Below are 22,293 nucleotides of genomic sequence, written 5' to 3'. Positions count from 1 at the left end.
ATGAAAAAGCAATATTTTTATTATATTAACAATACATTCAAATATCCTTAACTTTATCAGTATTATTTTGACAAGATATTAGAGTTAAAGATAATTAGTAACTTACTTTATGGAAATTCAAAAAATTGTTCAAAAACAGAAAGATTTCTTCAGAACACACCAAACGAAAAGTATTAAGTTTCGTAAACATTACCTGGAAAGATTAAAAAATTTAATCCTTGAAAACGAAGATCTTTTATATGAAGCTATTGATAAAGATTTTGGTAAATCTAAGTTCGATACTTTCACCACAGAAATTTCTTTTATAATAAATGACATAAATTATTACCTCAAAGATTTAAAATCACTTTCCAAACCCCGAAAAGTCAAAACCAATCTTGTTAATCAAATTGGGAAAAGCAGAATTCATCCCGAACCACTGGGAAACGTTTTGGTGATAGGTGCTTGGAATTATCCATATCAATTATCCCTATCTCCAATAATTGCAGCTTTGGCAGCAGGAAATTGTTGTATTTTGAAGCCCAGCGAGATTGCTGAAAACACCATGAAGATCATGTCGAAAATCATCAATGAAAATTTCCCTTCCGAATATCTGTATGTTTATGAAGGTGGGATTGATGAAACAACGCAACTTTTGAAGCTCAAATTCGATAAAATCTTTTTCACAGGAAGTACAAAAGTAGGGCAAATTGTTTACAAAGCCGCCGCAGAAAATCTAACTCCCGTTACTTTAGAATTAGGCGGAAAGTCACCTACAATAATTTCTAAAGATGCTAATCTTGAAATTGCGGCCAAAAGAATAGTCTGGGGTAAATTTTTAAATGCAGGACAAACCTGTGTTGCCCCGGATTATTTATGTGTTGAAAAGACTGTTCAGGAAGAATTTTTAGCTTTATTGAAAAAATATATTCAGGAATTTAGATATCACCCCAATTTCAGTCATTACACAAAGATCATTAACCAAAAGAATTTTGAACGACTGATTCTCTTAATCGACAACGATAGAATTTATACCGGCGGAAGTTATAATAAAGAGCAATTATATATAGAGCCTACCATATTACATAATATTGACTGGAATGATCAGATTATGCAGGAAGAAATTTTCGGACCTATTTTACCTGTAATTTCTTTTACTGATTTTAATTTAATTTTAAATGATATTTTAAACCACGAAAAACCACTTGCTGCCTATTTATTTACCAGTAATAATGAAGAAAAAGAAGCATTTATTAAAAAGATTTCTTTTGGCGGAGGTTGCATCAATGATGTGATCATGCATTTGGGAAATGAGAACCTTCCCTTTGGAGGAGTCGGAAACTCAGGAATTGGAAGTTATCACGGAAAATTCGGTTTTGAAACTTTTTCTCATCAAAAAGCAGTGCTGGAAAAGGTTACCTGGGGAGAACCCAATATTAAATATCCTCCATATTCGGATAAAAAATTCAGCTGGATCAGAAGATTTATGTAAAATAAAAACCGGGAAATTTTCCCGGTTTAAGTTTTATGATTTCTTTGGAGCCCATTGATTAAAGAACTCTTTTACTTTTTCAAGGCTGTATCCTTTTCCTTCTTCCAGAACATCACTTGGCTGTATGTGAATCATTTTTCCATTTTTACCCAATACAATAAAGACAGGATAACCAAACTTATCACCCGGATTGCCATACTGTGCAAATATCTTCTCATTCTTATTCTCCGGAGAATAATTCAAATGGTAATAGATATAGTTTTTGTCCACGATATTTCTTAATTCCGGAGTAGTCTGTACATATTGGTTAAATCTTAAACACCAGATACACCAGTTCCCTCCTGCCTGAATCATGATGTTTTTTCCCTCTTTTTTTGCTTTTGCGATCAGCTTATTAATATCTGCCTGTGCATCAGCTTTTGGATCATAAGGTTTAGGAAGTCTTGCCTTTTCTTCTGCCGCAGCTTTCTTCTTCGCTTCCAATTCTGCAGCATCATTTTTCACCAACAAAGCTTTGTCTCCCGAATATCTTACTCCAGGAGTCTCTTTGGGTTCCGTATTCTGAGCCCAAATGATACTACTCAGGGCTACAAAAGCTATTAACGACACTTTTTTCATACTATAAAAATAAAAAAATAATACTTATTACCTGCAAAAATGAAACCATATTTTTATTATCCTTAAATTTGCATACCTTATGAATTTTTTAATCAAAATACTTTATTTAATTTCAAAGATCCCGCTTAAGATATTGTATATTTTTTCGGATATCATTTTCTTTTTAAACTACTATATTGTAGGCTACAGAAAGAAAGTCATCTTACAAAACATTAAAAATTCTTTCCCTGATAAAACAGATGAGGAAATTCAGGTTATTTTAAAGAAATTCTATCTCAACTTTTCTGATTACCTGGTGGAAACTGTAAAATCTTTCAGCATCAGCGAAACAGAATCCAGAGTTAGGATGCAGCATATCAACCAGCATTTATTTCATGAAGCTAAAGCAGAAGGTAAAAATATCATTTTACTTGCCGGTCATGTCTTTAACTGGGAATGGATCAATGCATTAGCAAAAGTAATTCCTCAAAAACACTGTCATCCCGTTTACAGAAAAGTAAACAGCAATTTCTGGGAAGACCAGATGAAGAAGGTAAGAAACAAATTTGGCAATGAAGCTTTAGAAGCCAATGAAGTCATCATGAATATTTTCAGGAATAAAAACGATGGCGATTCTGCTTATATGTTTGTGGCCGATCAAACTCCGCATGTTGCTCATGTCAATTACGGTCTTGAATTCCTTAACCAAAGAACTCCTGCCTTTATTGGATATGATAAACTGGCAACAAGAATGGATCTGGTATTCATTTACTGTGAGATGAAAAAGGTGAAAAGAGGCTTTTATCAGGTAAATTATCACCGGATCTATCCGGATGGAGAAAAGTTTGTCAATAATGAAGTGGTCAAAAAGTTTCATAAATTATTAGAAAATACCATTCACAAACATCCAGATAATTATCTTTGGTCCCACAGAAAATGGAAATACCAGGATTCCATCAAAACATTTGATGCCGAAAAAATATAAAAATGATGAAATCTAAACTTGCGGTTGCCATCTTAAACTGGAACGGAAAAAACTGGCTGGAAAAATTTCTTCCAAGCGTAGTTCGGTTTTCTGATGGTGCTGATATTTATGTTATTGATAATGCATCAACAGATGATTCTGTAAAATTTCTACAGCTCAATTTTCCATCCGTAAAAATTGTAATAAATTCTAAAAACTCCGGTTTTGCAGGTGGATACAATGAAGGTTTAAGACAAATCGATGCAGAATATTATTGTTTATTGAATTCTGACGTAGAAGTAACTGAAAACTGGATCGAACCTGTTTTAAATCTCTTTGAAAACAACCCTGATATTGCCGCTATACAGCCTAAAATTCTCTCTTATAACGACAAAAATAAGTTTGAATTTGCCGGAGCTGCAGGTGGTCTAATTGATAATTTAGGCTATCCTTACTGCAGAGGAAGAGTGTTTGATGAGGTAGAAGAAGATAAAGGTCAATATAACGATGAAACGGAAATATTCTGGGCTTCAGGATGTGCTCTTTTTATTCGTTCAAAAGATTTCTGGAATCAGAATGGTTTTGATGAAAGATTTTTTGCCCATCAGGAAGAAATTGATCTTTGCTGGAGATTAATTAACTCCGGAAGAAAGATTTTTTATACCGGAAAATCTAAAGTGTATCACGTTGGAGGCGGAACTTTAAACAAACAAAGTGCTCAGAAAACATATTTAAACATTAGAAATAACCTTTCTATGATGCTTAAAAATCTGCCTTTTCCTAAACTAATCGGATTAATCTTTTTCAGATTGTGTTTGGATGGAGTTGCCGGAATTTATTTTGGTTTAAAACAAGGCTTTCCTCATCTTTGGGCTGTTGTAAGAGCACATTTTGGGTTTTATGCTCAGGCATCCGGAACCTGGAAACGCAGACAAAAGCATCAAAAGAGCAATTTTTATCAATCAAAATGGTTGATCTTTAAACACTTTTTATAAGGAATGAATTTAGTTTTCGATACTTATTATTTTGATCATGATAAAGCCAATACCATTTGTCTGGCTTTTGAAAACTGGGAAAGTGCGGTTCCTGATTACGAATTTTCCGAAATAAAAGAAGGTGTTGAAGAATATATTCCGGGACAGTTTTACAGAAGAGAACTCCCTTGTATTTTAAGCCTTTTAGAGAAAGTTAAAATTCAGATCAAAGATATTTCCTGCATTGTTATTGACGGTTTTGTGTATGTTGATGATCATATGAAACCCGGTTTAGGGAAACACTTATATGATGCTTTAGATGGTGAAATCCCCATAATTGGTGTAGCAAAAACAAACTTTGCCACTGTGGAAAGCTATAAATTAGCATTAAAAAGAGGAAGCAGTGAAACACCTCTCTATATTTCAAGTGTGGGAATTGAGATGGAAACAGCTTACGACTTCATTAAAAAGATGCATGGAGAACATAGAATCCCCACTCTATTAAAAAAAGTAGATACTTTAACAAGACAATTTTAAACGATGGATTTCTGCGCAATAGATTTTGAAACCGCTACTTTTGACCGACACTCCGCTTGTGAGTTGGGAATTTGCGTAGTGCAGGATTCAAAAATCGTAGAAACGAAAACATGGTTGATCAAACCTCCGAGCTTCCCCTATTTCAGTCAAAGAAATATTGATGTACACGGGATTTTACCCGACGATGTGAAAGATGCTCCAACTTTTGAAGATATTTGGTATGAAGTGGAGGAAATGATGTACGGAACATTAATGATTGCCCATAATGCGAGTTTTGATGCAAATGTTTTGCGGAGCTGCCTGGATTATTACGGAATGTTTACTCCGAAATTAAACTATCTGTGTAGTATTCAGTTGGCAAAAAAATCATGGAATTATCTTCCCAGATATGGTTTAAAGCATTTGGCGGAATACCATCAAATCAAATTCAACCATCACAGAGCAGGAGACGATGCAGAGGTTTGTGCAAAAATATCTTTATTAGCTTTTGAAAAACTGTTTCTCACCAGTAATGAAGAAATTTCGGAATACATGAAAGCTAAGATCAAAAAACTTTGATTTTTAGTGCTTACACAAATTTGCATCGAAGTTGAACAATAATTTCATATTAATTGCTCAAGACTTCAGACAAAAGGTTGAATTTCGGAATATCAATTTCAAAATTTTCTTTGGTCTGTTCATTTCTTACCAGGTATTTTCCACTCATATTACCTACTCCGGAACGAAGCATTACATTCGAAAAATAAGCAAAGTTTTCGTTAAGTTCTATTACCGGAGTTAAGCCGATCACTCCATCCCCTACAATCTCTGTATAGCCGAAACCAACATCGAAAATCAACCATTTTCTTTTAAGAATCTTAATAGGAAAATCTCCCTTATTTTCAATCACAATGTTATATTTGAAAACGTAGCGGTTTTCTGAGGGATAACTGTTCTTACTATCATATTCAGGAACTACTGAAACTCTGATATTAGATGTGATTTTAGAAAACATTTTTTTTCATTTTATTTATTAGATACAAAAATCTCGCCTTTTTCAAGACGAGATCGTAAAATATTTTTATAATGCAGTAAATTATAATCCAAGACCTTTTCTTTCGTCTCCGCCTAATAAAATTTCTACAGGATTGTCAATACCTTCTTTTACCGCAACAAGGAATCCTACAGACTCTTTACCATCGATAATTCTGTGGTCATAAGACATGGCAACATACATCATTGGACGAATAACAACCTGTCCATCAACCGCTACTGGTCTCTGGATGATGTTATGCATACCTAAGATAGCAGATTGAGGAGGGTTAATAATCGGCGTAGACATCATAGATCCGAAAGTACCTCCGTTTGTAATGGTGAAAGTACCACCAGTCATTTCATCAACAGTGATTTTTCCGTCTCTTACTTTGATAGCCAAATCTTTGATGTTTGCTTCAACGCTTGCAAAAGACATATTCTCAGCGTTTCTCAATACAGGAACCATTAATCCTTTAGGGCCTGAAACAGCAATTGAAATATCGCAGAAATCGTAATTTACTTTGAAGTCTCCGTCAATAGATGCATTTACATCAGGATACATCTGTAATGCTCTGGTAACCGCTTTTGTGAAGAAAGACATGAAACCAAGTCCTACTCCGTGTCTTTGAGCAAACTCTTCTTTATATTGTTTTCTTAGTCTAAAGATCTCAGACATGTCAACTTCGTTGAAAGTAGTTAACATCGCTGTTTCGTTCTTTACAGAAACTAATCTCTGAGCGATTTTTCTTCTAAGAACTGAAAGTTTAGTTGTTGTAGTAGATCTTGATCCTGTAGCCGTAACCGGGTTTCCTCCGAATGCAGGAACAGCAGCCAATTCAGCATCAGATTTAGAGATTCTTCCGTCTCTTCCGGAACCTGAAACCTGAGAAGCATCAATACCTTTTTCGTCAAGAATTTTCTTAGCTGCAGGAGAAGGAGTACCTGTTGCATACGTTTGCGTTGCAGCAGCTACCGGTTGAGCAGCAGGTTTTGGAGCTTCTTGTTTAGCAGGTTCAGCTGCTTTAGGAGCCTCCTCTTGTTTTGGAACTTCTGCAGCGGGAGCAGCGCTACCCGCAGGTTTTGCAGCATCCATATCTATTAAACAAACCACTTGTCCTACCTGTACCACATCACCTTCTTCAGCTTTCAAAGTGATAACACCACTTTGTTCAGCAGGCAATTCAAGAGTCGCTTTATCTGAATCTACTTCAGCGATTGGTTGATCTTTTTCTACATAATCACCATCTTTCACAAGCCAAGTTGCAATTTCAACTTCTGTAATTGATTCGCCCGGTGAAGGAACTTTCATTTCTAAAACTGACATATCGTATTTTTTATTTTTTTATTGATTATTATTTATAATTAAGCGGTTACAGGTCTTTTTACAGGAGCATCATTTCTATCGAATACTCTGTTGATCACTGCATTTTGATTTTTCTCAAACATTTTGTGGCTTCCTGGAGCCGGAGCACCGCTTGGAACTGGAGCAACCACCTGGATTCCTGTATCTCTGAAGTTTCTTAAGATATAAGACCAAGCGCCCATATTTTCCGGTTCTTCCTGAGCCCAAACAATTTCTTTCCTGTTTGAATATTTTTCGAAGATCGCTTCAATAGCATCTGTCTGAAGCGGATACAATTGTTCGAATCTTACCAATGCGATATTTTCAGCATTCAGCTCTTCTTTTTTAGCTAATAATTCGAAGTATAATTTACCTGAACATAGCACTAATTTTTCCACTTTTTTAGGATCTGCGGTCGGATCGTCTAAGATAGGCTGGAATCCTTTGTTTGAGAAATCTTCAAGCGGAGAAACCACTCTTGGATGTCTCAACAATGATTTTGGACTCATAACGATCAATGGCTTTCTGAATGACCATTTCAACTGTCTTCTCAATAAGTGGAAATAGTTGGCAGGAGAAGTGATATTCGCCACAACCATATTTTCGTTAGCACAAAGTGTTAAGAATCTTTCCAGTCTCGCTGAAGAGTGTTCTGCTCCCTGTCCTTCTGAACCGTGAGGCAATAGCATTACTAAACCGTCCTGAATTTTCCATTTCTCTTCCGCAGCAGCTAAGTATTGATCAACGATGATTTGAGCTCCATTTACGAAATCTCCAAACTGAGCTTCCCAAATTGTCAAAGTATTGGGAGAAGCCATTGCATATCCGTAATCAAAACCTAAAACTCCGTATTCTGAAAGGTGAGAATTGAATACATCAAACCTGCTTTCAGAAACATGTCTTAACGGGATATATTCTTCTTCAGTATCTTCAGTTTTTACAACTGCGTGTCTGTGAGAGAAGGTACCTCTTTCCACATCTTCTCCGGAAATTCTTACATTGTGACCTTCCACAAGAAGTGTAGCATAAGCCAGCCACTCTCCTAGAGCCCAGTCTAATGAATTTCCTTCAATAGCTTTCAGTCTGTTTTCGAAAAGCCTTGTAATTTTATTTAAGAACTTTTTATCAGCCGGAAGTGTTGACATTTTAATTGCCAATTCTTTTAGCTTCTCTAAGTCGTATTTTGTATCTACAGCTTCCTGAACTGCTCCTCTCTTACCAATTGGATAGTTTGTCCAGTCTTCTGCCATGAAAACGTCCATTACGTTTTTCTCAATTTCTTTTGAAGCATCAAAGTCCTTATCTAAAAGCTCTTTAAAATCAGCTTCCATTTTAGCAATAAGATCATTTGAAACAACACTGTCCTTTAACAACTGATCTTTATAGATCTCTCTTGGATTCGGGTGTTTAGAAATTGTTTTATATAAATTAGGCTGTGTAAATCTTGGCTCATCTCCTTCGTTATGACCATATTTTCTGTACCCTAATAAATCGATATAAACATCTTTACCAAACTTCGCTCTGAAATCAGCAGCAAAATGGATCGCGTGAACTACAGCTTCTGCATCATCAGCATTTACGTGCATTACAGGAGATTCTGTAACCTTTGCAATATCTGTACAGTATGTTGAAGACCTTGCATCCATATAGTTAGTCGTAAACGAAACCTGGTTATTTACAACAATATGAACTGTTCCTCCTGTTTTGTATCCGTCCAAAGTCATCATCTGAGCCACTTCGTAAGCAATACCTTGTCCGGCAATCGCCCCGTCACCGTGGATGATGATTGGTAAAACTTTAGAATAATCTTTATATTTATCGTCTACTTTTGCACGGCAGATTCCTTCTACAAGAGCCGCAACCGTTTCAAGGTGAGATGGGTTCGGAGTCAGATTAATAGCAACTTCTTCTCCGGAAGCTGTTTTGATCTTTTTGGATGATCCTAAGTGATATTTAACATCGCCTGAGAATACATCTTCTTCAAATTCTTTTCCTTCAAATTCTGAGAAGATCTGCTTGTACGATTTACCGAATATATTGGTCAATACATTCAATCTACCTCTGTGAGCCATTCCTAAAACAACTTCATCAACTCCCAATTGAGAAGATCTTGAGATCAACTGATCCAACGCAGGGATTAGAGTCTCCCCTCCTTCTAATGAGAATCTTTTCTGGCCAACAAATTTTGTATGAAGATAATTTTCAAACGCTACTGCCTGATTTAATTTTAGTAAAATCTCAGTTTTTTCATTCGCTGAAAGATTTGGATGGTTTTCATTTACCTGAAGCCATTGCTTGATGAAATCTTTTTCCTCAACGTTGTTGATGTGCATATATTCCACACCGATAGAATCACAATAAATGTTTTCTAAGTGTCTAATCAGTTCCTGTAAAGTTGCAGGACCTTTCATTCCCGTTTCAACAGCACAGTTGAATTTTGTATTTAAATCTGACTTATCAAGACCGAAGTTTTCGATGTCTAAAGTCGGAGTATAGTGTCTTCTTTCTCTTACAGGGTTTGTTTTGGTAAACAAATGTCCTCTTGTTCTGTATGCTTCAATAAGGTTTACTACCTTAAATTCTTTTTTGATATGCTCAGGAACTTCTCCGTTAGCTGCTGCCTGAGAAATTTGCTGCACTGCAGGGGCAGATGGAGCTGAAGTCTGAATGTATTGAATACTTTCGTCATCACCATAGTTCTCCAAGGCAAAATCGAAACCTTGAAAGAAGGCTTTCCATGATGGTTCTAAAGAGTCCGGGAATTTTAAATATTGTTGGTATAAATCCTCAATTAACTGAGAATGAGCTGCGTTTAGGAATGAAAATCTGTCCATTATTACAGTTTATCTATTATTAAAATTTATTTGTAGAATTAATCTTCAAATTTAATAAAAAAACCGATGTGAAACAGTGCTAACTTATTAAAAATAACTATAAAAATGATAAATTTCAGTAATTTACTTATAAACTGATAAAGATATCTTCATATTCACATTCTGATCGTCCGTAGGTCGTTCTATGAAAGTCTGACGAATATCTCCAAAACGCATTTCATCTTTTTTAGCTTTCTGAATAAGCTGCTGAATAGCTTTTATCCTTCCGGCATAATTTCCCTTGTAGTAGACCACATAATCCTGTGTAGGGTTTATCGTTCTGAAACTAAAGTTATTATCCGTGATCCCAACTTTTTTAGATAGTGGAATTCCAATAAAATAAGAAACCTCTTTATCTTTGTAATTGTCTGCATCTGTTATCAGGACTGAATATCCAAACTCATCTTCTTTTTTACCCAAATCCATGGTAACATAGTTATAAACTTTATTATAGTTCATAACCACATTTTTATATAAAGCATCTTTTTTATTGGAGGTACTGATGTTAATTCCCAGTAATATTTTTTCTTCCTCTTTTTCAACCATAAGGCTGTCATATTTTATAGCAGCCATCTGATTGTCTTTTTCTACCTTATTCCCTAAAACATTCTTCAGATTTGCCATACTTTTATCAATATTTTCAGCAAACCGGTCTTCTGTCCAGAAGTTTTCAACTCTTCTCAATACCGAAAGCTTAGGCGTATGAACATACCATATAATTTTAGTTCTTTCAGGAGAAATCGCTTTAAATTTTACATCAACCAACGTAGGGTTTTCATTTTTATCTTCAAAAAGCTGATATTTTAAAGTTTTGTTCAGGTTTTCGTAACGGATAAACATTTCTCCTTCCCTGTCGTTTTTCGTATCTACATAGCTTATTGAACTCCCTTTTCCTTCATAAGGTGTATAATAGTCTATATCCATACTTTGAGAACTGGTAAAAAAATTGTTCCAGCGGGTAAAATGCTGCAGATTATTGAACTGGGAAAAGACTTTATCTAAAGGATAATCAACTTCCTTTTCAATCTGAAAATTTTTATTTTCCTCTACAAAAAAATACATGGAAGCAGCATAAGCTCCCACCAAAAGAATAACAATTACCGCTAAGATTTTAAAAAAACGCATTTCACAAATATAATACAAATAAAAAAAGTGACCAATATGCTCGATCACTTGTTTATGTTAAAGAATTATTATCCGATATGAGTTCCCGGAGGTAGAACAGCTCCTTTTTTCACCACTACAATTCCGTCCTGAACAGAATAGGTTCCATAGTCTCCGTCTTTCAAATGTTTTCCTCCTATAATCCTCACATTATCTCCGATATAACAATTCTTATCTAAGATTGCTTTTTCAATATAACAGTACTTTCCAACTCCCATATTGGGGCTTCCTTTTTTATTATTTTTCAGAATTTCGTCTGTATTTTGGTAAAAATCTGAACCCATAATATAGGAATTCACAATTGTACTGCCTTTATCAATTCTCGTTCGGTTACCTATGATCGAATTTTCAATTTTATCGGCCATAATGATACATCCGTCTCCAAAAATCGCTTTGCTTACATATGAGCCATTTATTTTTGAAGGAGGCAACATTCTTGCTCTTGTATAGATTGGAGAAGTGGAAAATAGATTAAATTGAGGTAAATCCTGACATAAGTCTAAATTAGCCTCATAAAAGGATTCAATGGTTCCAATATCCGTCCAATATCCTTCATACTGGTAACTCATTATTTTATATTTCGCAATTGAGCTTGGAATAATATCTTTTCCAAAATCGTCACCTGCTCCTTCATCAAACATTTTTTTAAGAATGCTTTTTGTGAAAATATAGATTCCCATCGAAGCCAGATATTCTTTTCCTTTATGCTTGTTTTCTTCTGAAACTTCAGATTTTAAATTATCTAAAGCATCAAGAGCCGGTTTTTCTACAAAAGAAGTAATATTTCCTTCATCATCAGAACTCAAAATTCCAAAACCTGTCGCGTCTTTAGCATTTACAGGAATAGTTGCAATAGTAACATCCCCTCCTTTTTCAATATGGAAGTCGAGCATTTCTCTAAAATCCATCTGGTACAGCTGATCTCCGGAAAGAATCAGAATATAATCATAATCATATTTTTCCAGATGCTTCATCGACTGGCGGACTGCATCTGCAGTTCCCTGATACCAGTTATCATTCTCTACATTTTGTTCTGCAGCAAGAATATCAACAAATCCTTTACTAAAAATGTCAAAATGGTATGAGTTCTTGATATGTGAATTAAGAGATGCAGAGTTAAACTGTGTTAATACCAGGATTTTGTTCAGTCCCGAGTTTAAACAATTTGAAATAGGAATATCTACCAATCTGTATTTTCCTGCAATAGGAACAGCCGGCTTTGATCTTGTATAGGTCAACGGGAAAAGCCTTGTGCCTCTTCCTCCTCCAAGAACAATAGAAATTACTTTACGATTCATATATTTTGTATTTTTTTAACTATTACTATATAATTTTAAATACTTTTCCGCAGATTTTTCCCACGCAAAATCAAAACTCATATTAGCATGAATAAGATCTGTCATTACTTCTTTCTGATTATAAAGACTTAACGCCCTGTTCATAGCATGAATCATATCATCTACTCCCGGAAAAGCAAAGTTGAGCCCCGCTCCTCCCGTAGAGATATCAGCTACAGTATCTTTTAAACCTCCTGTATATCTTACCACCGGAATTGTCCCGTACCTCATTGAATACATCTGGTTCAAACCACAAGGCTCTACCCTTGAAGGCATTAATAAAAAATCTGCCGATGCGTAGATCTTATGAGAAAGTTGTTCCTTATATCCCAAATCTAGTGCAAAATTGGTATATGTAGTATCATATTCCTTCAATTTATTTTCAATATAAGGATCCCCCGATCCTAAAATGATAATATTTAACGCTCCGTAACTTTGCTTTATGCTTCTCCAGACCATATCCGGTAACAAATCTGCTCCTTTTTCTCCTGCAAAACGGCCAATAAAAGCAAATAAAGGAAGTTCCGGCTTCAGATTATACTCTTTACAGATCTTTTCTTTATTTTTTTTCTTTTGTTCAAGAGCATTTGTTATGTTGTAATTAAAATCCAGCATAGGATCGGTTTCAGGATTCCAGACTTCAGTATCGATTCCGTTAATGATTCCATATGCTTTTCCAAATTCCTGACGCACCAGACTTTCCAACCCTCTGAAACTTATAAAAAGTTCTTCCAGATAGCCTTCTGAAACCGTAGTAAATGCATTACAACACTTAATCATTGCTGCCAAAGGATTAATCTGGCCTTTCCAGTCTAGAAGTCCCCATTTATAATAATCAAATGAAGGGATATATTTAGCCATTTCCCAGTTCATATTTCCCTGATATTCACCGTTGTGTATTGTACCTATGGTTTTTACTCCTTTTAAAAAAGCAAATTCAGCACAATGTTCGGTCATAAAAGGTACTAATCCTGTATGATAATCGTGACAGTGCAGTACATCCGGACGAATTTCCATCGCACTCAACCAATGTAAAACCCCATGCTGAAAAGCAATGAACTGAAAGTTCTCATCAACGTAACCGTAAGGGTTTTCCCGATCCAAAAGCCCAGGAATCTTCACCATAAACAATTCAAATCCCAAAGCATTGGTTTTCTCCTTCAACACCTGCACCTGAAGCATATTCGGTCCCTGATGAATGAACCCATCAAAAACTATGTCAAACTCATGGTTGTATATAAAAGATTTGTTATACCATGGCATAACCACTTTTGAATCAACTCCTTTTATTTTGTTCTGGTATTTGGGAAGAGCGCCAACAACATCTGCCAATCCTCCTACTTTTGCTACAGGATAACATTCTGTACTTAGATGATATATGGTCATATAATTTCTATAATGTTTATGTTAATCTAACTTAGAACCTTATTTTCTAAATTTACTTCTGTGGTGCTTATATTTTTTGTCTTTTGTCTGTCTCAGAATAACTCCGGCAAGAGGTGGCAATTTTAAAGTTATGGATTTGGGATGCCGCATATAGTCTTCATATTGCTCACTCCATACCTCCGGCTCCACTCCGCTTCCTGCATATCTTTCATCATCTGAATTAAAAATCACTTCCCAATGCGTTCCTGCTTTGACTCCTATTTTATAATCGATAACTTTAGGTAAAAGGTTCAGAACGATCATAAAAACATCATCCCGCTTTTTTCCTTTTCTTAGATATACATAAACCGAATTTTCCAGGTCATCTGCTTCAACCCACTCAAAACCGTCTTTCTGAAACTGGTTTTCATAAAAGGCAGGTACATCTCTGTAAATAAAGTTAAGATCCTTAACGAGTGTCTGCAATCCTTTATGAACAGGATATTGTAATAATTCCCAATCCAGGCTTTTGGTAAAATTCCATTCACTGGTCTGGCCAAATTCATCTCCCATAAACAGAAGCTTTGCTCCGGGATGGGTATACATATAAACGTATAATGTCCGGAGGTTGGCAAATTTTTGCCATTCGTCCCCCACCATTTTATAAATAAGACTCGATTTCCCATGAACAACTTCATCATGGGACAATGGCATCATATAGTTTTCATTATACATATACATTGAGGCAAATGTAAGCTTATGATGATGATATTTTCTGTTCGTAAACTCTTCTTCAAAATAATCCAACGTATCATGCATCCAGCCCATCATCCATTTCATTCCAAAACCGACTCCTCCGTCATGGACAGGCTTTGTCAACATTGGAAAATCTGAACTTTCTTCCGCAATCGTGATAATGGCATTACCAAATTCTTTATAAACAGCAGTATTAAATTCCTGCAAGAAAGTTTTTGCTTCAAGATTTACATTACCTCCAAAAATATTGGGTTCCCATTCTCCTTCATTCCGTGAATAATCGAGATGAAGCATAGAGGTAACTGCATCTACTCGCAATCCATCTACATGATATCGGTCTAACCAGAACATGGCATTTGAAATCAAGAATGATTTTACTTCATTTCTTCCATAATTGAAAATATAAGATTTCCAATCCGGATGAAAGCCCTTTCTGGGATCTTCAGGCTCATATAAATAACTTCCATCAAATCTGTGAAGCCCATTCACATCTCCCGGAAAATGAGACGGAACCCAGTCCAAAATAACTCCTATATTGTGTTTGTGAAGTTCATCAATTAAAAACATTAAATCCTGAGGAGAACCGAAACGTGATGTGGCCGCATAAAAACCTGTAATCTGATATCCCCAACTCGGATCGTAAGGATATTCCATCACCGGCATGAATTCCACATGGGTAAATCCCATATCTTTAACATAAGGAATCAGTTCTCCGGCAATATCTCTATAATTTAAAAAAGTATTGAATTCGCTTTTTCTCCAGGAACCCAGGTGTAATTCATACACAGAAATCGGAGCTTCTATACTGTTTTTTTTCCATCTGCTATTCATCCACTCCTTATCATTCCATTCGTACCAGTTGGTAGAAACTAGAGAAGCGGCCTGTATATTCTGTTCCCAGCTCAAAGCATAAGGATCACTTTTTTCCAACATTTCACCATGAGCTGTTTCAATGGCATATTTGTATAAAGTTCCCCATTCTAATCCTTCAATAAAACCTTCCCAGATTCCGGATTCATCCCATCTTGGGTACAGGATATGATCTGTTGAGTTCCATTTGTTGAAATCTCCTATTACAGAAACCTTCGTTGCATGGGGAGCCCAAACTGAAAAATACACTCCGGAAATCCCTTCTTTCTCTACGGAATGCGAACCAAATTTTTCGTAAAGACGATAATGTTTACCTTCTTTAAAAAGATAAATATCATGATCCGTAAAAAGAGTATATGTTTTAACAGAATTCATATTCAAACGATTTCGAAATAATAGCATCAGAAAAAAAGGTATTTCAAAATCTATTTATTTTAAAATTTGGATGTCACTCAAATATATGACTTTCTACCGTTTATTTTGAAAGTTTTTTATCATTAAATTTAAGTAATAGCTTTTTGCTGTCTATAATGACAAATTTAGTTACAAATTAAACTTTCAATAAAATTACTTAGCAATTAGGAAAAAGAAAATTTTAACATTATTTTATTACAGTTAATTTTATTTTGGCACGTAATTTACTGATATACTAATATCAAATCTTAATTATTAACTTTAAAATCGGAAATCATGGGAAATAAAACAAATGGCTTATTGGCTTTATTAGGTTTAGGAGCTTTAGCATATTGGAAATATAAGAAATCTACTCCCGAGCAGCAGCAAGCTGTAAAAGATAAAATCAATTCAGCAAAAGATAATCTTAACAAGTGGGGAAATGATATTAAAAATAAAGCTAATGAGGTAGCTTCTCAGGTTCAGGATAAAGTTGAAGAAACTAAAGCGAAAGTTCAGGATTCCAACTTTTAACTAACTTAACAATTTAACATTCATATACACAACAGAAAAAGCCATCATAATGATGGCTTTTTCTGTTGGTTCTGTACTAAAAGATCTTGTTTCCGACTGAGAAATTCTCCATTTTTCTTTCTTAAATTCTTCCCCAGTGTATTCTACTTTTGCATCTCAAGATTTTCTATTAGCATCCAGATAATTCTATTGTGTTATTTACATTACAATTTCATTATTTTTAATAGATATATCACAATTAAATGAAAAAAATTCTTGTTGTTGTAAAAATTTACATTTTTTTTACACAAATTCACAGATTTATAAGCAAAAAAATATATACATTTGTGAAAACGCCATTAATCAAAATTTATAAAACTAAAACTACCATTATTCAAAATAAACCATGCTCATGTTAAATTTAAAAAAAGGAGACTTTTTTTCTCTAAAAAAAAATACAGGACAAAACCTTACTGACTTCTGTTTGGGAGTTAGCTGGAGTAAGGTTAAATTGCCTCTCCCTTTTTACCTAAGTCTTTTTAACAGAAAAAGTTTAACAGAAATTGATCTTGAATTAACTTGTATCATGCTTGATAAAAATGGAAACAGGCTCGACTGGATCCATTCTCCCAAATACAACAGCTGGCTTATTCAGAATAATTTTCCGCTAGGAAAACTTTCTTCCAAAGATGAAGCTTTTAAACATCAGGAAAGCGATAATTCTTCTTTAAATAATTCCGATAAGAAATTAATAAAAATAAATCTGGAAAAGATTAATATTGAGATCGATCAGATCTTTTTTTACCTTCATATTAATCCAAAAAAAATTAATACAATAGATTTTTCTCTGATACCTTTTGTAACAGTTCAGATATTTGAGGGAAATATTCATCACATCAACAAGACATATTGCCAGTTTGAGATTCCAAAAAATAACGATTTAACTAAAAAAGGAAGTTTACTCGTTGGAAGGCTTTTTAAAACAAATAATGAATGGAAATTTGAGGCGATCGGTAAAGGCCTGTTGGATAAAAAGCATGCCATGGAGAAAAAGGATTTTGAGTTCCTTTCGTAAGAAAACGTAAATAAAATATATAAAAAACTCCGGCCTCTTCGTAGAAGAATGGCCGGAATTTAATTTTGATCTATAAATAATCTTATCCTAAAAACTCTTGCTGAGAAATTATAGTTTGCTCACCTGTTTCTAAGTTTTTGAATCGGATCGTATTTGTTTTAATTTCTTCTTCGCCTAAAAAGACAAGGTTTTTAATTCCCTTCTTCTCTGCGTAAGTAAATTGCTTGTTCAATTTAGCATTTTCAGGATAAAGTTCTGCAGAAATTCCTTTTTCCCGTAATTGATTTATTAGCTTTAAAGACTCCAATGTTTCTTCACCTCCAAAGTTGGCAAACAGATATTCAATATTCGCTGTTGCCTCTTCAGGGAAAAGATTTAATTCTTCCATCACCAGATAAATCCTGTCAAGACCAAATGAAATTCCAATTCCCGGGACATTTTTCACACCAAACACTTCAGTAAGGTTATCGTATCTTCCGCCACCTCCAATGGATCCCATCTGCGCTTCATCTGCTTTTACTTCGAAAATGGCTCCTGTATAATAATCTAAACCTCTTGCCAACGTAATATCAAAAACAAGATTTTGGATATCAACTCCAAGATTAACCGATTGTGTAAGAACAAATTCTAATTCTTCTACTCCTTTCAAACCTATCTCGTTACCCGCAAATTTTTCTTTCAGTTGAAGAAGATTTTCTAAAGCATCATTCGATTGATTAAAAAGGAAATCTAATTTATTAATCGAATCCTGAGCAATCCCTCTTTCTAATAGTTCTTTTACCACTCCATCTTTTCCAATTTTATCCAGCTTATCCAGAGCTACAGTAAAATCAATCAGCTTATCTGTAATTCCTGCATATTCCGCTAAACCCGAAAGAATTTTTCTGTTATTGATATGAATGGTTACTGAAACATTTAGCTGTAAAAACGACTTCAGATACAACTGAATCAGTTCTACTTCCTGCCAAAGACTTTCGCTTCCCACTACATCTGCATCACACTGATAAAATTCTCTGAATCTTCCTTTTTGAGGACGATCTGCTCTCCAAACCGGCTGGATCTGATAACGTTTATAGGGAAACGTTAGTTTTCCATGGTTCATGGCAACAAATCTTGCAAAAGGTACGGTAAGATCGTAACGAAGAGCCTTATCTGAGATTTGAGAAGTTAGTTTCTGATGGTTTTTATTTTCCCAGTCTTCCTGATTTACTTTTGAAGTATATTCCCCAGAATTTAAAATTTTAAAAATCAAGCGATCTCCTTCTTCACCATATTTCCCGGTCAATGTGGACAGGTTTTCAAAACTAGGTGTTTCTAGCGGCTGAAAACCAAACAATTCAAAATTCTTCTGTAAAATATTGATAATATATCTTCTTCGGGAAACTTCTAAAGCCGTAAAATCTCTAGTTCCTTTCGCTAAACTTGGTTTCATTTTATAAATGATTGATAGTTGATAATTGTGTATGCAAAAGTAAGCATTTGCAAAGACTTTTCTGTAATCAAAAAGCCAAAGAAATACATTCTTTGGCTTCAAAATAAATCATCATTTGTGTTGTTTTGATTTATTGAATCAATATTTAATCAGATACTTTCCAAAATTTCTAAAATTTCTTCTCCATAGTTTTCAATTTTATGCTTACCAAAACCTTTAATGTCTAATAATTCTTCTTTCTTAGCAGGTTTATATTTCGCAACAGAAGTCAGTTCTTTATTAGTCGCTATAAAATATGATGGCAGATTTTGCTCTTTAGCTTTTTCTGACCTCCATAATTTTAAAGCATCTAATATTTTAATATCATCTTCACTTAAAATCTCTTCTTCAGCAGAATATTTTACAGGTTTAGAATCTTTTACGCTGTTTACCGTTTGTTTAATCTCATCATAATAGAAGATAACTGACCAAAAATTTTCATCATGTACAAAAGCCGTTTCAACATTTAGTATTTGATGTTCATTCAGAAACTCATCAATATTTTTTTGATCGATGCGCAAAAACTCATCTGCAATTCTTACTTTTAAAACTTTAATTTTCATTTGTGCTTATTATTTTAAGATTTGGTAATCGTACTAATTATTTACTTCCTAAAAGTAAAATTTCATCTACTCTTATTTCTGTAATATATTTTTTCACTCCGTCTTTATCATCATACGATCTGTATGTTAGTTTTCCTTCTACAGCGATTTCTTTTCCCTTTGGAACATATTTCTGGAAAATCTCTGCTGTTTTGCCAAATGCAACCAGATTATGCCATTGTGTTTCTTCCACCTTTTCTCCTTTTGCATTAGTATAATGGTCATTCGTAGCTAAAGACACGCTTGCTTTGCTGTTTCCGTTTTCGAAATTTGTAATTTCTACTTCTTTTCCTGTGTAACCAATTAATGTTACTTTGTTTCTTAGTGACATGATTTTATAATTTATAAGTTAAACAATCAGATAAGAGAGGCTCACTGTTTTCTCAAATCTCTGTTGCAAAGATTCTGAAAATCTGTTTATTGAATCGGTTAAAAATTATTTAAATTCATTTGTAGTCGTTTGTAAACGGATATTTTGTATCTTTAGCTTATAAAAAGAAAATTGTGCGAAAAACCCTTAAGAGAACATTAAGAGTATCAAAATATGTAATCTACAAAGAAACACTGGTAGATTATAAAGAACATTTCTGGTCATTTCTAGGCGCTTTTTTTGGAATTGGGATCATTGCTTTTATCCAATCTCACACATTGTCTGCGACTGAAAACATTTTCCTTATCGGTTCTTTTGGGGCATCGAGTGTTTTAATTTATGGAGCTATTCAAAGTCCTTTAGCACAACCGAGGAATTTAGTTGGCGGACATGTTCTCTCGGCTTTGGTTGGTGTTACGGTTTATAAGATTGTACCGGACATTATTTGGCTTTCAGCACCACTTGCCGTTGCTTTTTCTATTGTATTAATGCAGTATACCAAAACTCTACATCCTCCAGGAGGAGCAACTGCACTTATTGCGGTAAGTTCCACAGGAAAAATTCCTGAATTAGGATATTGGTATGTTTTATCTCCTGTTTTATCAGGGTGTATTATCTTATTGTTTGTTGCTTTGTTTTTTAATAATTTAACACCTAACAGAAGTTATCCCAACCATACAAGGTTTAAAAGGTTATTAAAGAAAAAGCACGCGCATCCACACAAAATGAAAAAATAAAAATTATGAATTGTCTAGAATGCGGAGAAAAAATTATCGGAAGATCCGACAAAAAGTTCTGCAATGATGCCTGTAGAAACGCCTACAACAATAAGCAGAACAAGGATTCAAACAATCTGATGCGTAATGTCAATAATAAGTTACGCAAGAATTACCGTATTCTGACAGAGATAAATACCGAAGGGAAAACTAAAATCGCAAAAGCAAAACTGGATGGCTTGGGTTTTGATTTCAATTATTTTACCAATATCAAAGTGTATAAAAACGGAGCAGAATATAAATTCATTTACGACTACGGATACAAAATACTGGAAGATGACTATATACTGATCGTAAAAAATCAAGCATAAAAGACTTGCTATATGAAAGAAATAGTACTGATTACAGGAGCCGGCGGATTGATTGCCCAAGAGCTGTCAAAAAAAATAAACAATGATTTTGAGGTAAGATTTCTAACCCGAAATAAAAAACATGAAAATGATTTTGAATGGGATGTAAAGAGAGGCAGTATTGATGAATCTGCATTAGAGAACGTTTCTCATATTATACATCTTGCGGGAGCCAATATTTCAGAAAAGCGATGGACTGCGGAAAGAAAAAAAGAACTTATTTCCAGTCGTGTAGATTCTGCAAAGCTACTTTTAGATACTGTAAGAAAAAAAAATATAAAACTAAAATCTTTCATTTCTGCTTCCGGAATTAATTATTACGGAACAGTAACTTCCGAAAAAATATTTACAGAAAATGACGCTCCAGGGAATGATTTTTTAAGCGAAGTCGTTGTTCTTTGGGAGAGAGCTGCGGATGAATTCGAAATACAAAATCTGGCAGAAAGAGTAGTAAAAATAAGGACTGCCGTTGTACTATCCGAAAAAGAAGGTGCTTTAAAGAAAATGCTTCCTCCAATACAATATGGTATAGGTTCAGCACTTGGGACAGGAAAGCAGTATATGCCATGGATTCATATTAAAGATATATGCTCTATTTATGAATTCGCCTTAAAAAACTCACATATAAATGGTGCTTATAACGCGAACTCTCCAGAGCATACCACTAATGAAAATTTAACAAAACAAATAGCCAGAATAATACAAAAGCCTTTATTCATGCCAAATATTCCTGGATTTGTATTAAAACTTATCTTCGGAGAGCTTGCCAACGCTTTGTTAGAAGGTTCCAGAGCTTCTTCACAGAAGATCCAGAATGCAGGTTTCCGGTTTGAATTTCCCAATTTACAAAACAGTTTAGAAGATTTATTATTAAAAAAGTATAAAATTTACAGATGCAAAATCCAAAAATAAAGATTAAAAACACAGAAATATTATCCGACAACTGGTACACTTTGAAAAAAGTGACGTTTAGTATTGAAAAGAAAGACGGCAGTGAAGAAATCCAAAGCAGAGAAGCCTATGACAGAGGAAATGGAGCAGTAATTCTCCTTTATAATACTTCTCAGAAAACCATTATTCTTACCAGACAGTTCCGTTTACCAACCTACATCAATGGCAATGATGACGGAATGCTGATTGAAGCCTGTGCAGGATTATTAGATAATGACCATCCTGAAGAATGCATAAAAAGGGAAACAGAGGAAGAAACCGGCTATAAGATTTCTGAAGTGCAAAAAGTATTTGAAGCCTATATGTCACCCGGTTCGGTTACTGAAATTCTTCATTTTTTTATCGCTGAGTATTCAAATGAAATGAAAATGACCGATGGGGGCGGACTGGAGGAAGAAGGTGAAAATATTGAAGTTTTGGAGCTTTCTTTTGAAGAAGCACTTCATCTGATTGATAATGGTGGTATTAAAGATGCAAAAACCATCATGCTGATTCAGTATCTCCGGTTAAAAAATATTTTATAAAATT

At 34.5% G+C, this 22,293-nt stretch carries 22 protein-coding genes; 11 read left to right on the top strand and 11 right to left on the bottom strand.

Features of this window, described 5'->3' with window-relative positions; all coding sequences use genetic code 11:
* Nucleotides 1–109: 109 nt before the first annotated feature.
* A complete protein-coding gene (locus MKS83_RS01925) occupies nt 110–1,471 on the top strand; it encodes an aldehyde dehydrogenase (protein WP_240581745.1) in 1,362 nt (453 codons plus the stop codon).
* A 33-nt stretch (nt 1,472–1,504) separates the two neighbouring features.
* Here the strand turns inward: MKS83_RS01925 and MKS83_RS01920 are convergent, their stop codons facing one another.
* Nucleotides 1,505–2,089 carry a thioredoxin family protein gene (locus MKS83_RS01920; protein ID WP_240581744.1) on the bottom strand — a complete coding sequence of 195 codons (585 nt, stop codon included), beginning with the start codon at nt 2,087–2,089 and terminating at the stop codon, nt 1,505–1,507.
* A gap of 79 nt (nt 2,090–2,168) precedes the next feature.
* Between MKS83_RS01920 and MKS83_RS01915 the strand changes: the two genes are divergently transcribed.
* The 4 genes from MKS83_RS01915 to MKS83_RS01900 are packed head-to-tail and all read left to right on the top strand — an operon-like array spanning nt 2,169 to nt 5,101.
* A complete protein-coding gene (locus MKS83_RS01915) occupies nt 2,169–3,053 on the top strand; it encodes a lysophospholipid acyltransferase family protein (RefSeq protein ID WP_240581743.1) in 885 nt (294 codons plus the stop codon).
* 5 nt (nt 3,054–3,058) lie between these two features.
* Entirely contained in the window at nt 3,059–4,027 is a 969-nt protein-coding gene (locus MKS83_RS01910; RefSeq protein ID WP_240583222.1) for a glycosyltransferase family 2 protein, read from the top strand.
* A 3-nt stretch (nt 4,028–4,030) separates the two neighbouring features.
* Nucleotides 4,031–4,543 (top strand): endonuclease V, encoded by a 513-nt coding sequence (locus MKS83_RS01905; RefSeq protein WP_240581742.1) that lies wholly within the window; start codon nt 4,031–4,033, stop codon nt 4,541–4,543.
* Nucleotides 4,544–4,546: 3 nt separating this feature from the next.
* On the top strand, nt 4,547–5,101 hold the full coding sequence (locus tag MKS83_RS01900; RefSeq protein ID WP_240581741.1) for a 3'-5' exonuclease: 555 nt from the start codon (nt 4,547–4,549) through the stop codon (nt 5,099–5,101).
* Between the two features lie 49 nt (nt 5,102–5,150).
* On the opposite strand, the gene apaG is transcribed toward MKS83_RS01900, so the two are convergent.
* From apaG to glgB, 7 genes are all read right to left on the bottom strand, one after another.
* Nucleotides 5,151–5,537, bottom strand: a complete 387-nt coding sequence (gene apaG / locus MKS83_RS01895; protein ID WP_100375453.1) for a Co2+/Mg2+ efflux protein ApaG — start codon at nt 5,535–5,537, stop codon at nt 5,151–5,153.
* 81 nt (nt 5,538–5,618) lie between these two features.
* Nucleotides 5,619–6,881 carry a 2-oxoglutarate dehydrogenase complex dihydrolipoyllysine-residue succinyltransferase gene (gene odhB / locus MKS83_RS01890; protein ID WP_240581740.1) on the bottom strand — a complete coding sequence of 421 codons (1,263 nt, stop codon included), beginning with the start codon at nt 6,879–6,881 and terminating at the stop codon, nt 5,619–5,621.
* A 38-nt stretch (nt 6,882–6,919) separates the two neighbouring features.
* Nucleotides 6,920–9,733 (bottom strand): 2-oxoglutarate dehydrogenase E1 component, encoded by a 2,814-nt coding sequence (locus MKS83_RS01885; RefSeq protein ID WP_100375451.1) that lies wholly within the window; start codon nt 9,731–9,733, stop codon nt 6,920–6,922.
* Between the two features lie 123 nt (nt 9,734–9,856).
* On the bottom strand, nt 9,857–10,897 hold the full coding sequence (locus MKS83_RS01880) for an SRPBCC domain-containing protein (protein WP_240581739.1): 1,041 nt from the start codon (nt 10,895–10,897) through the stop codon (nt 9,857–9,859).
* A gap of 68 nt (nt 10,898–10,965) precedes the next feature.
* Complete coding sequence (locus MKS83_RS01875) at nt 10,966–12,234, bottom strand: glucose-1-phosphate adenylyltransferase (protein ID WP_100375449.1); 1,269 nt, start codon at nt 12,232–12,234, stop codon at nt 10,966–10,968.
* 15 nt (nt 12,235–12,249) lie between these two features.
* On the bottom strand, nt 12,250–13,659 hold the full coding sequence (locus tag MKS83_RS01870; protein WP_240581738.1) for a glycogen synthase: 1,410 nt from the start codon (nt 13,657–13,659) through the stop codon (nt 12,250–12,252).
* 39 nt (nt 13,660–13,698) lie between these two features.
* Nucleotides 13,699–15,639 (bottom strand): 1,4-alpha-glucan branching protein GlgB, encoded by a 1,941-nt coding sequence (glgB, locus tag MKS83_RS01865; RefSeq protein WP_240581737.1) that lies wholly within the window; start codon nt 15,637–15,639, stop codon nt 13,699–13,701.
* A 315-nt stretch (nt 15,640–15,954) separates the two neighbouring features.
* On the opposite strand from glgB, the gene MKS83_RS01860 reads away from it, so the two are divergent.
* Together MKS83_RS01860 and MKS83_RS01855 are read left to right on the top strand one after the other, a co-directional pair.
* Nucleotides 15,955–16,191 (top strand): YtxH domain-containing protein, encoded by a 237-nt coding sequence (locus MKS83_RS01860; protein ID WP_100375446.1) that lies wholly within the window; start codon nt 15,955–15,957, stop codon nt 16,189–16,191.
* A 391-nt stretch (nt 16,192–16,582) separates the two neighbouring features.
* Complete coding sequence (locus MKS83_RS01855) at nt 16,583–17,245, top strand: TerD family protein (protein ID WP_240581736.1); 663 nt, start codon at nt 16,583–16,585, stop codon at nt 17,243–17,245.
* Between the two features lie 82 nt (nt 17,246–17,327).
* On the opposite strand, the gene hisS is transcribed toward MKS83_RS01855, so the two are convergent.
* The 3 genes from hisS to MKS83_RS01840 form a co-directional block, all read right to left on the bottom strand.
* Nucleotides 17,328–18,677, bottom strand: coding sequence for a histidine--tRNA ligase (gene hisS / locus MKS83_RS01850; RefSeq protein ID WP_240581735.1), 1,350 nt, complete (start codon nt 18,675–18,677; stop codon nt 17,328–17,330).
* 149 nt (nt 18,678–18,826) lie between these two features.
* Entirely contained in the window at nt 18,827–19,279 is a 453-nt protein-coding gene (locus MKS83_RS01845; protein WP_240581734.1) for an HRDC domain-containing protein, read from the bottom strand.
* 37 nt (nt 19,280–19,316) lie between these two features.
* Complete coding sequence (locus MKS83_RS01840) at nt 19,317–19,649, bottom strand: single-stranded DNA-binding protein (protein ID WP_240581733.1); 333 nt, start codon at nt 19,647–19,649, stop codon at nt 19,317–19,319.
* Between the two features lie 173 nt (nt 19,650–19,822).
* Here MKS83_RS01840 and MKS83_RS01835 point away from each other — a divergent pair, with 173 nt between their 5' ends.
* Genes MKS83_RS01835 through nudK form a run of 4 tightly spaced genes read left to right on the top strand, consistent with a single transcriptional unit; the run spans nt 19,823 to nt 22,289 of the window.
* Nucleotides 19,823–20,425 carry an HPP family protein gene (locus tag MKS83_RS01835; protein WP_240581732.1) on the top strand — a complete coding sequence of 201 codons (603 nt, stop codon included), beginning with the start codon at nt 19,823–19,825 and terminating at the stop codon, nt 20,423–20,425.
* A gap of 5 nt (nt 20,426–20,430) precedes the next feature.
* Complete coding sequence (locus MKS83_RS01830) at nt 20,431–20,775, top strand: hypothetical protein (RefSeq protein ID WP_100375440.1); 345 nt, start codon at nt 20,431–20,433, stop codon at nt 20,773–20,775.
* 12 nt (nt 20,776–20,787) lie between these two features.
* Nucleotides 20,788–21,726 carry a TIGR01777 family oxidoreductase gene (locus MKS83_RS01825; protein WP_240581731.1) on the top strand — a complete coding sequence of 313 codons (939 nt, stop codon included), beginning with the start codon at nt 20,788–20,790 and terminating at the stop codon, nt 21,724–21,726.
* Nucleotides 21,708–22,289 (top strand): GDP-mannose pyrophosphatase NudK, encoded by a 582-nt coding sequence (nudK, locus tag MKS83_RS01820; RefSeq protein ID WP_240581730.1) that lies wholly within the window; start codon nt 21,708–21,710, stop codon nt 22,287–22,289. The genes MKS83_RS01825 and nudK overlap by 19 nt, the downstream gene beginning before the upstream one ends.
* The last annotated feature ends 4 nt before the right edge of the window (nt 22,290–22,293 follow it).

Origin of the sequence: Chryseobacterium sp. Y16C (assembly GCF_022488405.1) — a bacterium.
Taxonomy (GTDB): domain Bacteria; phylum Bacteroidota; class Bacteroidia; order Flavobacteriales; family Weeksellaceae; genus Chryseobacterium; species Chryseobacterium geocarposphaerae.
The sequence above is the reverse complement of the archived record's forward strand: the minus strand, read 5'-3'. Positions and strand labels throughout refer to the sequence as shown.

Bases quoted from the DNA above. Each gene is read 5' to 3' on its own strand.
- MKS83_RS01885 (WP_100375451.1), bottom strand. From the start codon at position 9,733: ATGGACAGATTTTCATTCCTAAACGCAGCTCATTCTCAGTTAATTGAG.
- MKS83_RS01875 (WP_100375449.1), bottom strand. From the start codon at position 12,234: ATGAATCGTAAAGTAATTTCTATTGTTCTTGGAGGAGGAAGAGGCACA.
- apaG (WP_100375453.1), bottom strand. From the start codon at position 5,537: ATGTTTTCTAAAATCACATCTAATATCAGAGTTTCAGTAGTTCCTGAA.
- MKS83_RS01845 (WP_240581734.1), bottom strand. From the start codon at position 19,279: ATGAAAATTAAAGTTTTAAAAGTAAGAATTGCAGATGAGTTTTTGCGC.
- MKS83_RS01925 (WP_240581745.1), top strand. From the start codon at position 110: ATGGAAATTCAAAAAATTGTTCAAAAACAGAAAGATTTCTTCAGAACA.
- MKS83_RS01830 (WP_100375440.1), top strand. From the start codon at position 20,431: ATGAATTGTCTAGAATGCGGAGAAAAAATTATCGGAAGATCCGACAAA.
- MKS83_RS01860 (WP_100375446.1), top strand. From the start codon at position 15,955: ATGGGAAATAAAACAAATGGCTTATTGGCTTTATTAGGTTTAGGAGCT.
- MKS83_RS01825 (WP_240581731.1), top strand. From the start codon at position 20,788: ATGAAAGAAATAGTACTGATTACAGGAGCCGGCGGATTGATTGCCCAA.
- MKS83_RS01855 (WP_240581736.1), top strand. From the start codon at position 16,583: ATGTTAAATTTAAAAAAAGGAGACTTTTTTTCTCTAAAAAAAAATACA.
- MKS83_RS01870 (WP_240581738.1), bottom strand. From the start codon at position 13,659: ATGACCATATATCATCTAAGTACAGAATGTTATCCTGTAGCAAAAGTA.
- MKS83_RS01915 (WP_240581743.1), top strand. From the start codon at position 2,169: ATGAATTTTTTAATCAAAATACTTTATTTAATTTCAAAGATCCCGCTT.
- hisS (WP_240581735.1), bottom strand. From the start codon at position 18,677: ATGAAACCAAGTTTAGCGAAAGGAACTAGAGATTTTACGGCTTTAGAA.
- MKS83_RS01910 (WP_240583222.1), top strand. From the start codon at position 3,059: ATGAAATCTAAACTTGCGGTTGCCATCTTAAACTGGAACGGAAAAAAC.
- nudK (WP_240581730.1), top strand. From the start codon at position 21,708: ATGCAAAATCCAAAAATAAAGATTAAAAACACAGAAATATTATCCGAC.
- MKS83_RS01900 (WP_240581741.1), top strand. From the start codon at position 4,547: ATGGATTTCTGCGCAATAGATTTTGAAACCGCTACTTTTGACCGACAC.
- MKS83_RS01905 (WP_240581742.1), top strand. From the start codon at position 4,031: ATGAATTTAGTTTTCGATACTTATTATTTTGATCATGATAAAGCCAAT.
- MKS83_RS01880 (WP_240581739.1), bottom strand. From the start codon at position 10,897: ATGCGTTTTTTTAAAATCTTAGCGGTAATTGTTATTCTTTTGGTGGGA.
- glgB (WP_240581737.1), bottom strand. From the start codon at position 15,639: ATGAATTCTGTTAAAACATATACTCTTTTTACGGATCATGATATTTAT.
- odhB (WP_240581740.1), bottom strand. From the start codon at position 6,881: ATGTCAGTTTTAGAAATGAAAGTTCCTTCACCGGGCGAATCAATTACA.
- MKS83_RS01840 (WP_240581733.1), bottom strand. From the start codon at position 19,649: ATGTCACTAAGAAACAAAGTAACATTAATTGGTTACACAGGAAAAGAA.
- MKS83_RS01920 (WP_240581744.1), bottom strand. From the start codon at position 2,089: ATGAAAAAAGTGTCGTTAATAGCTTTTGTAGCCCTGAGTAGTATCATT.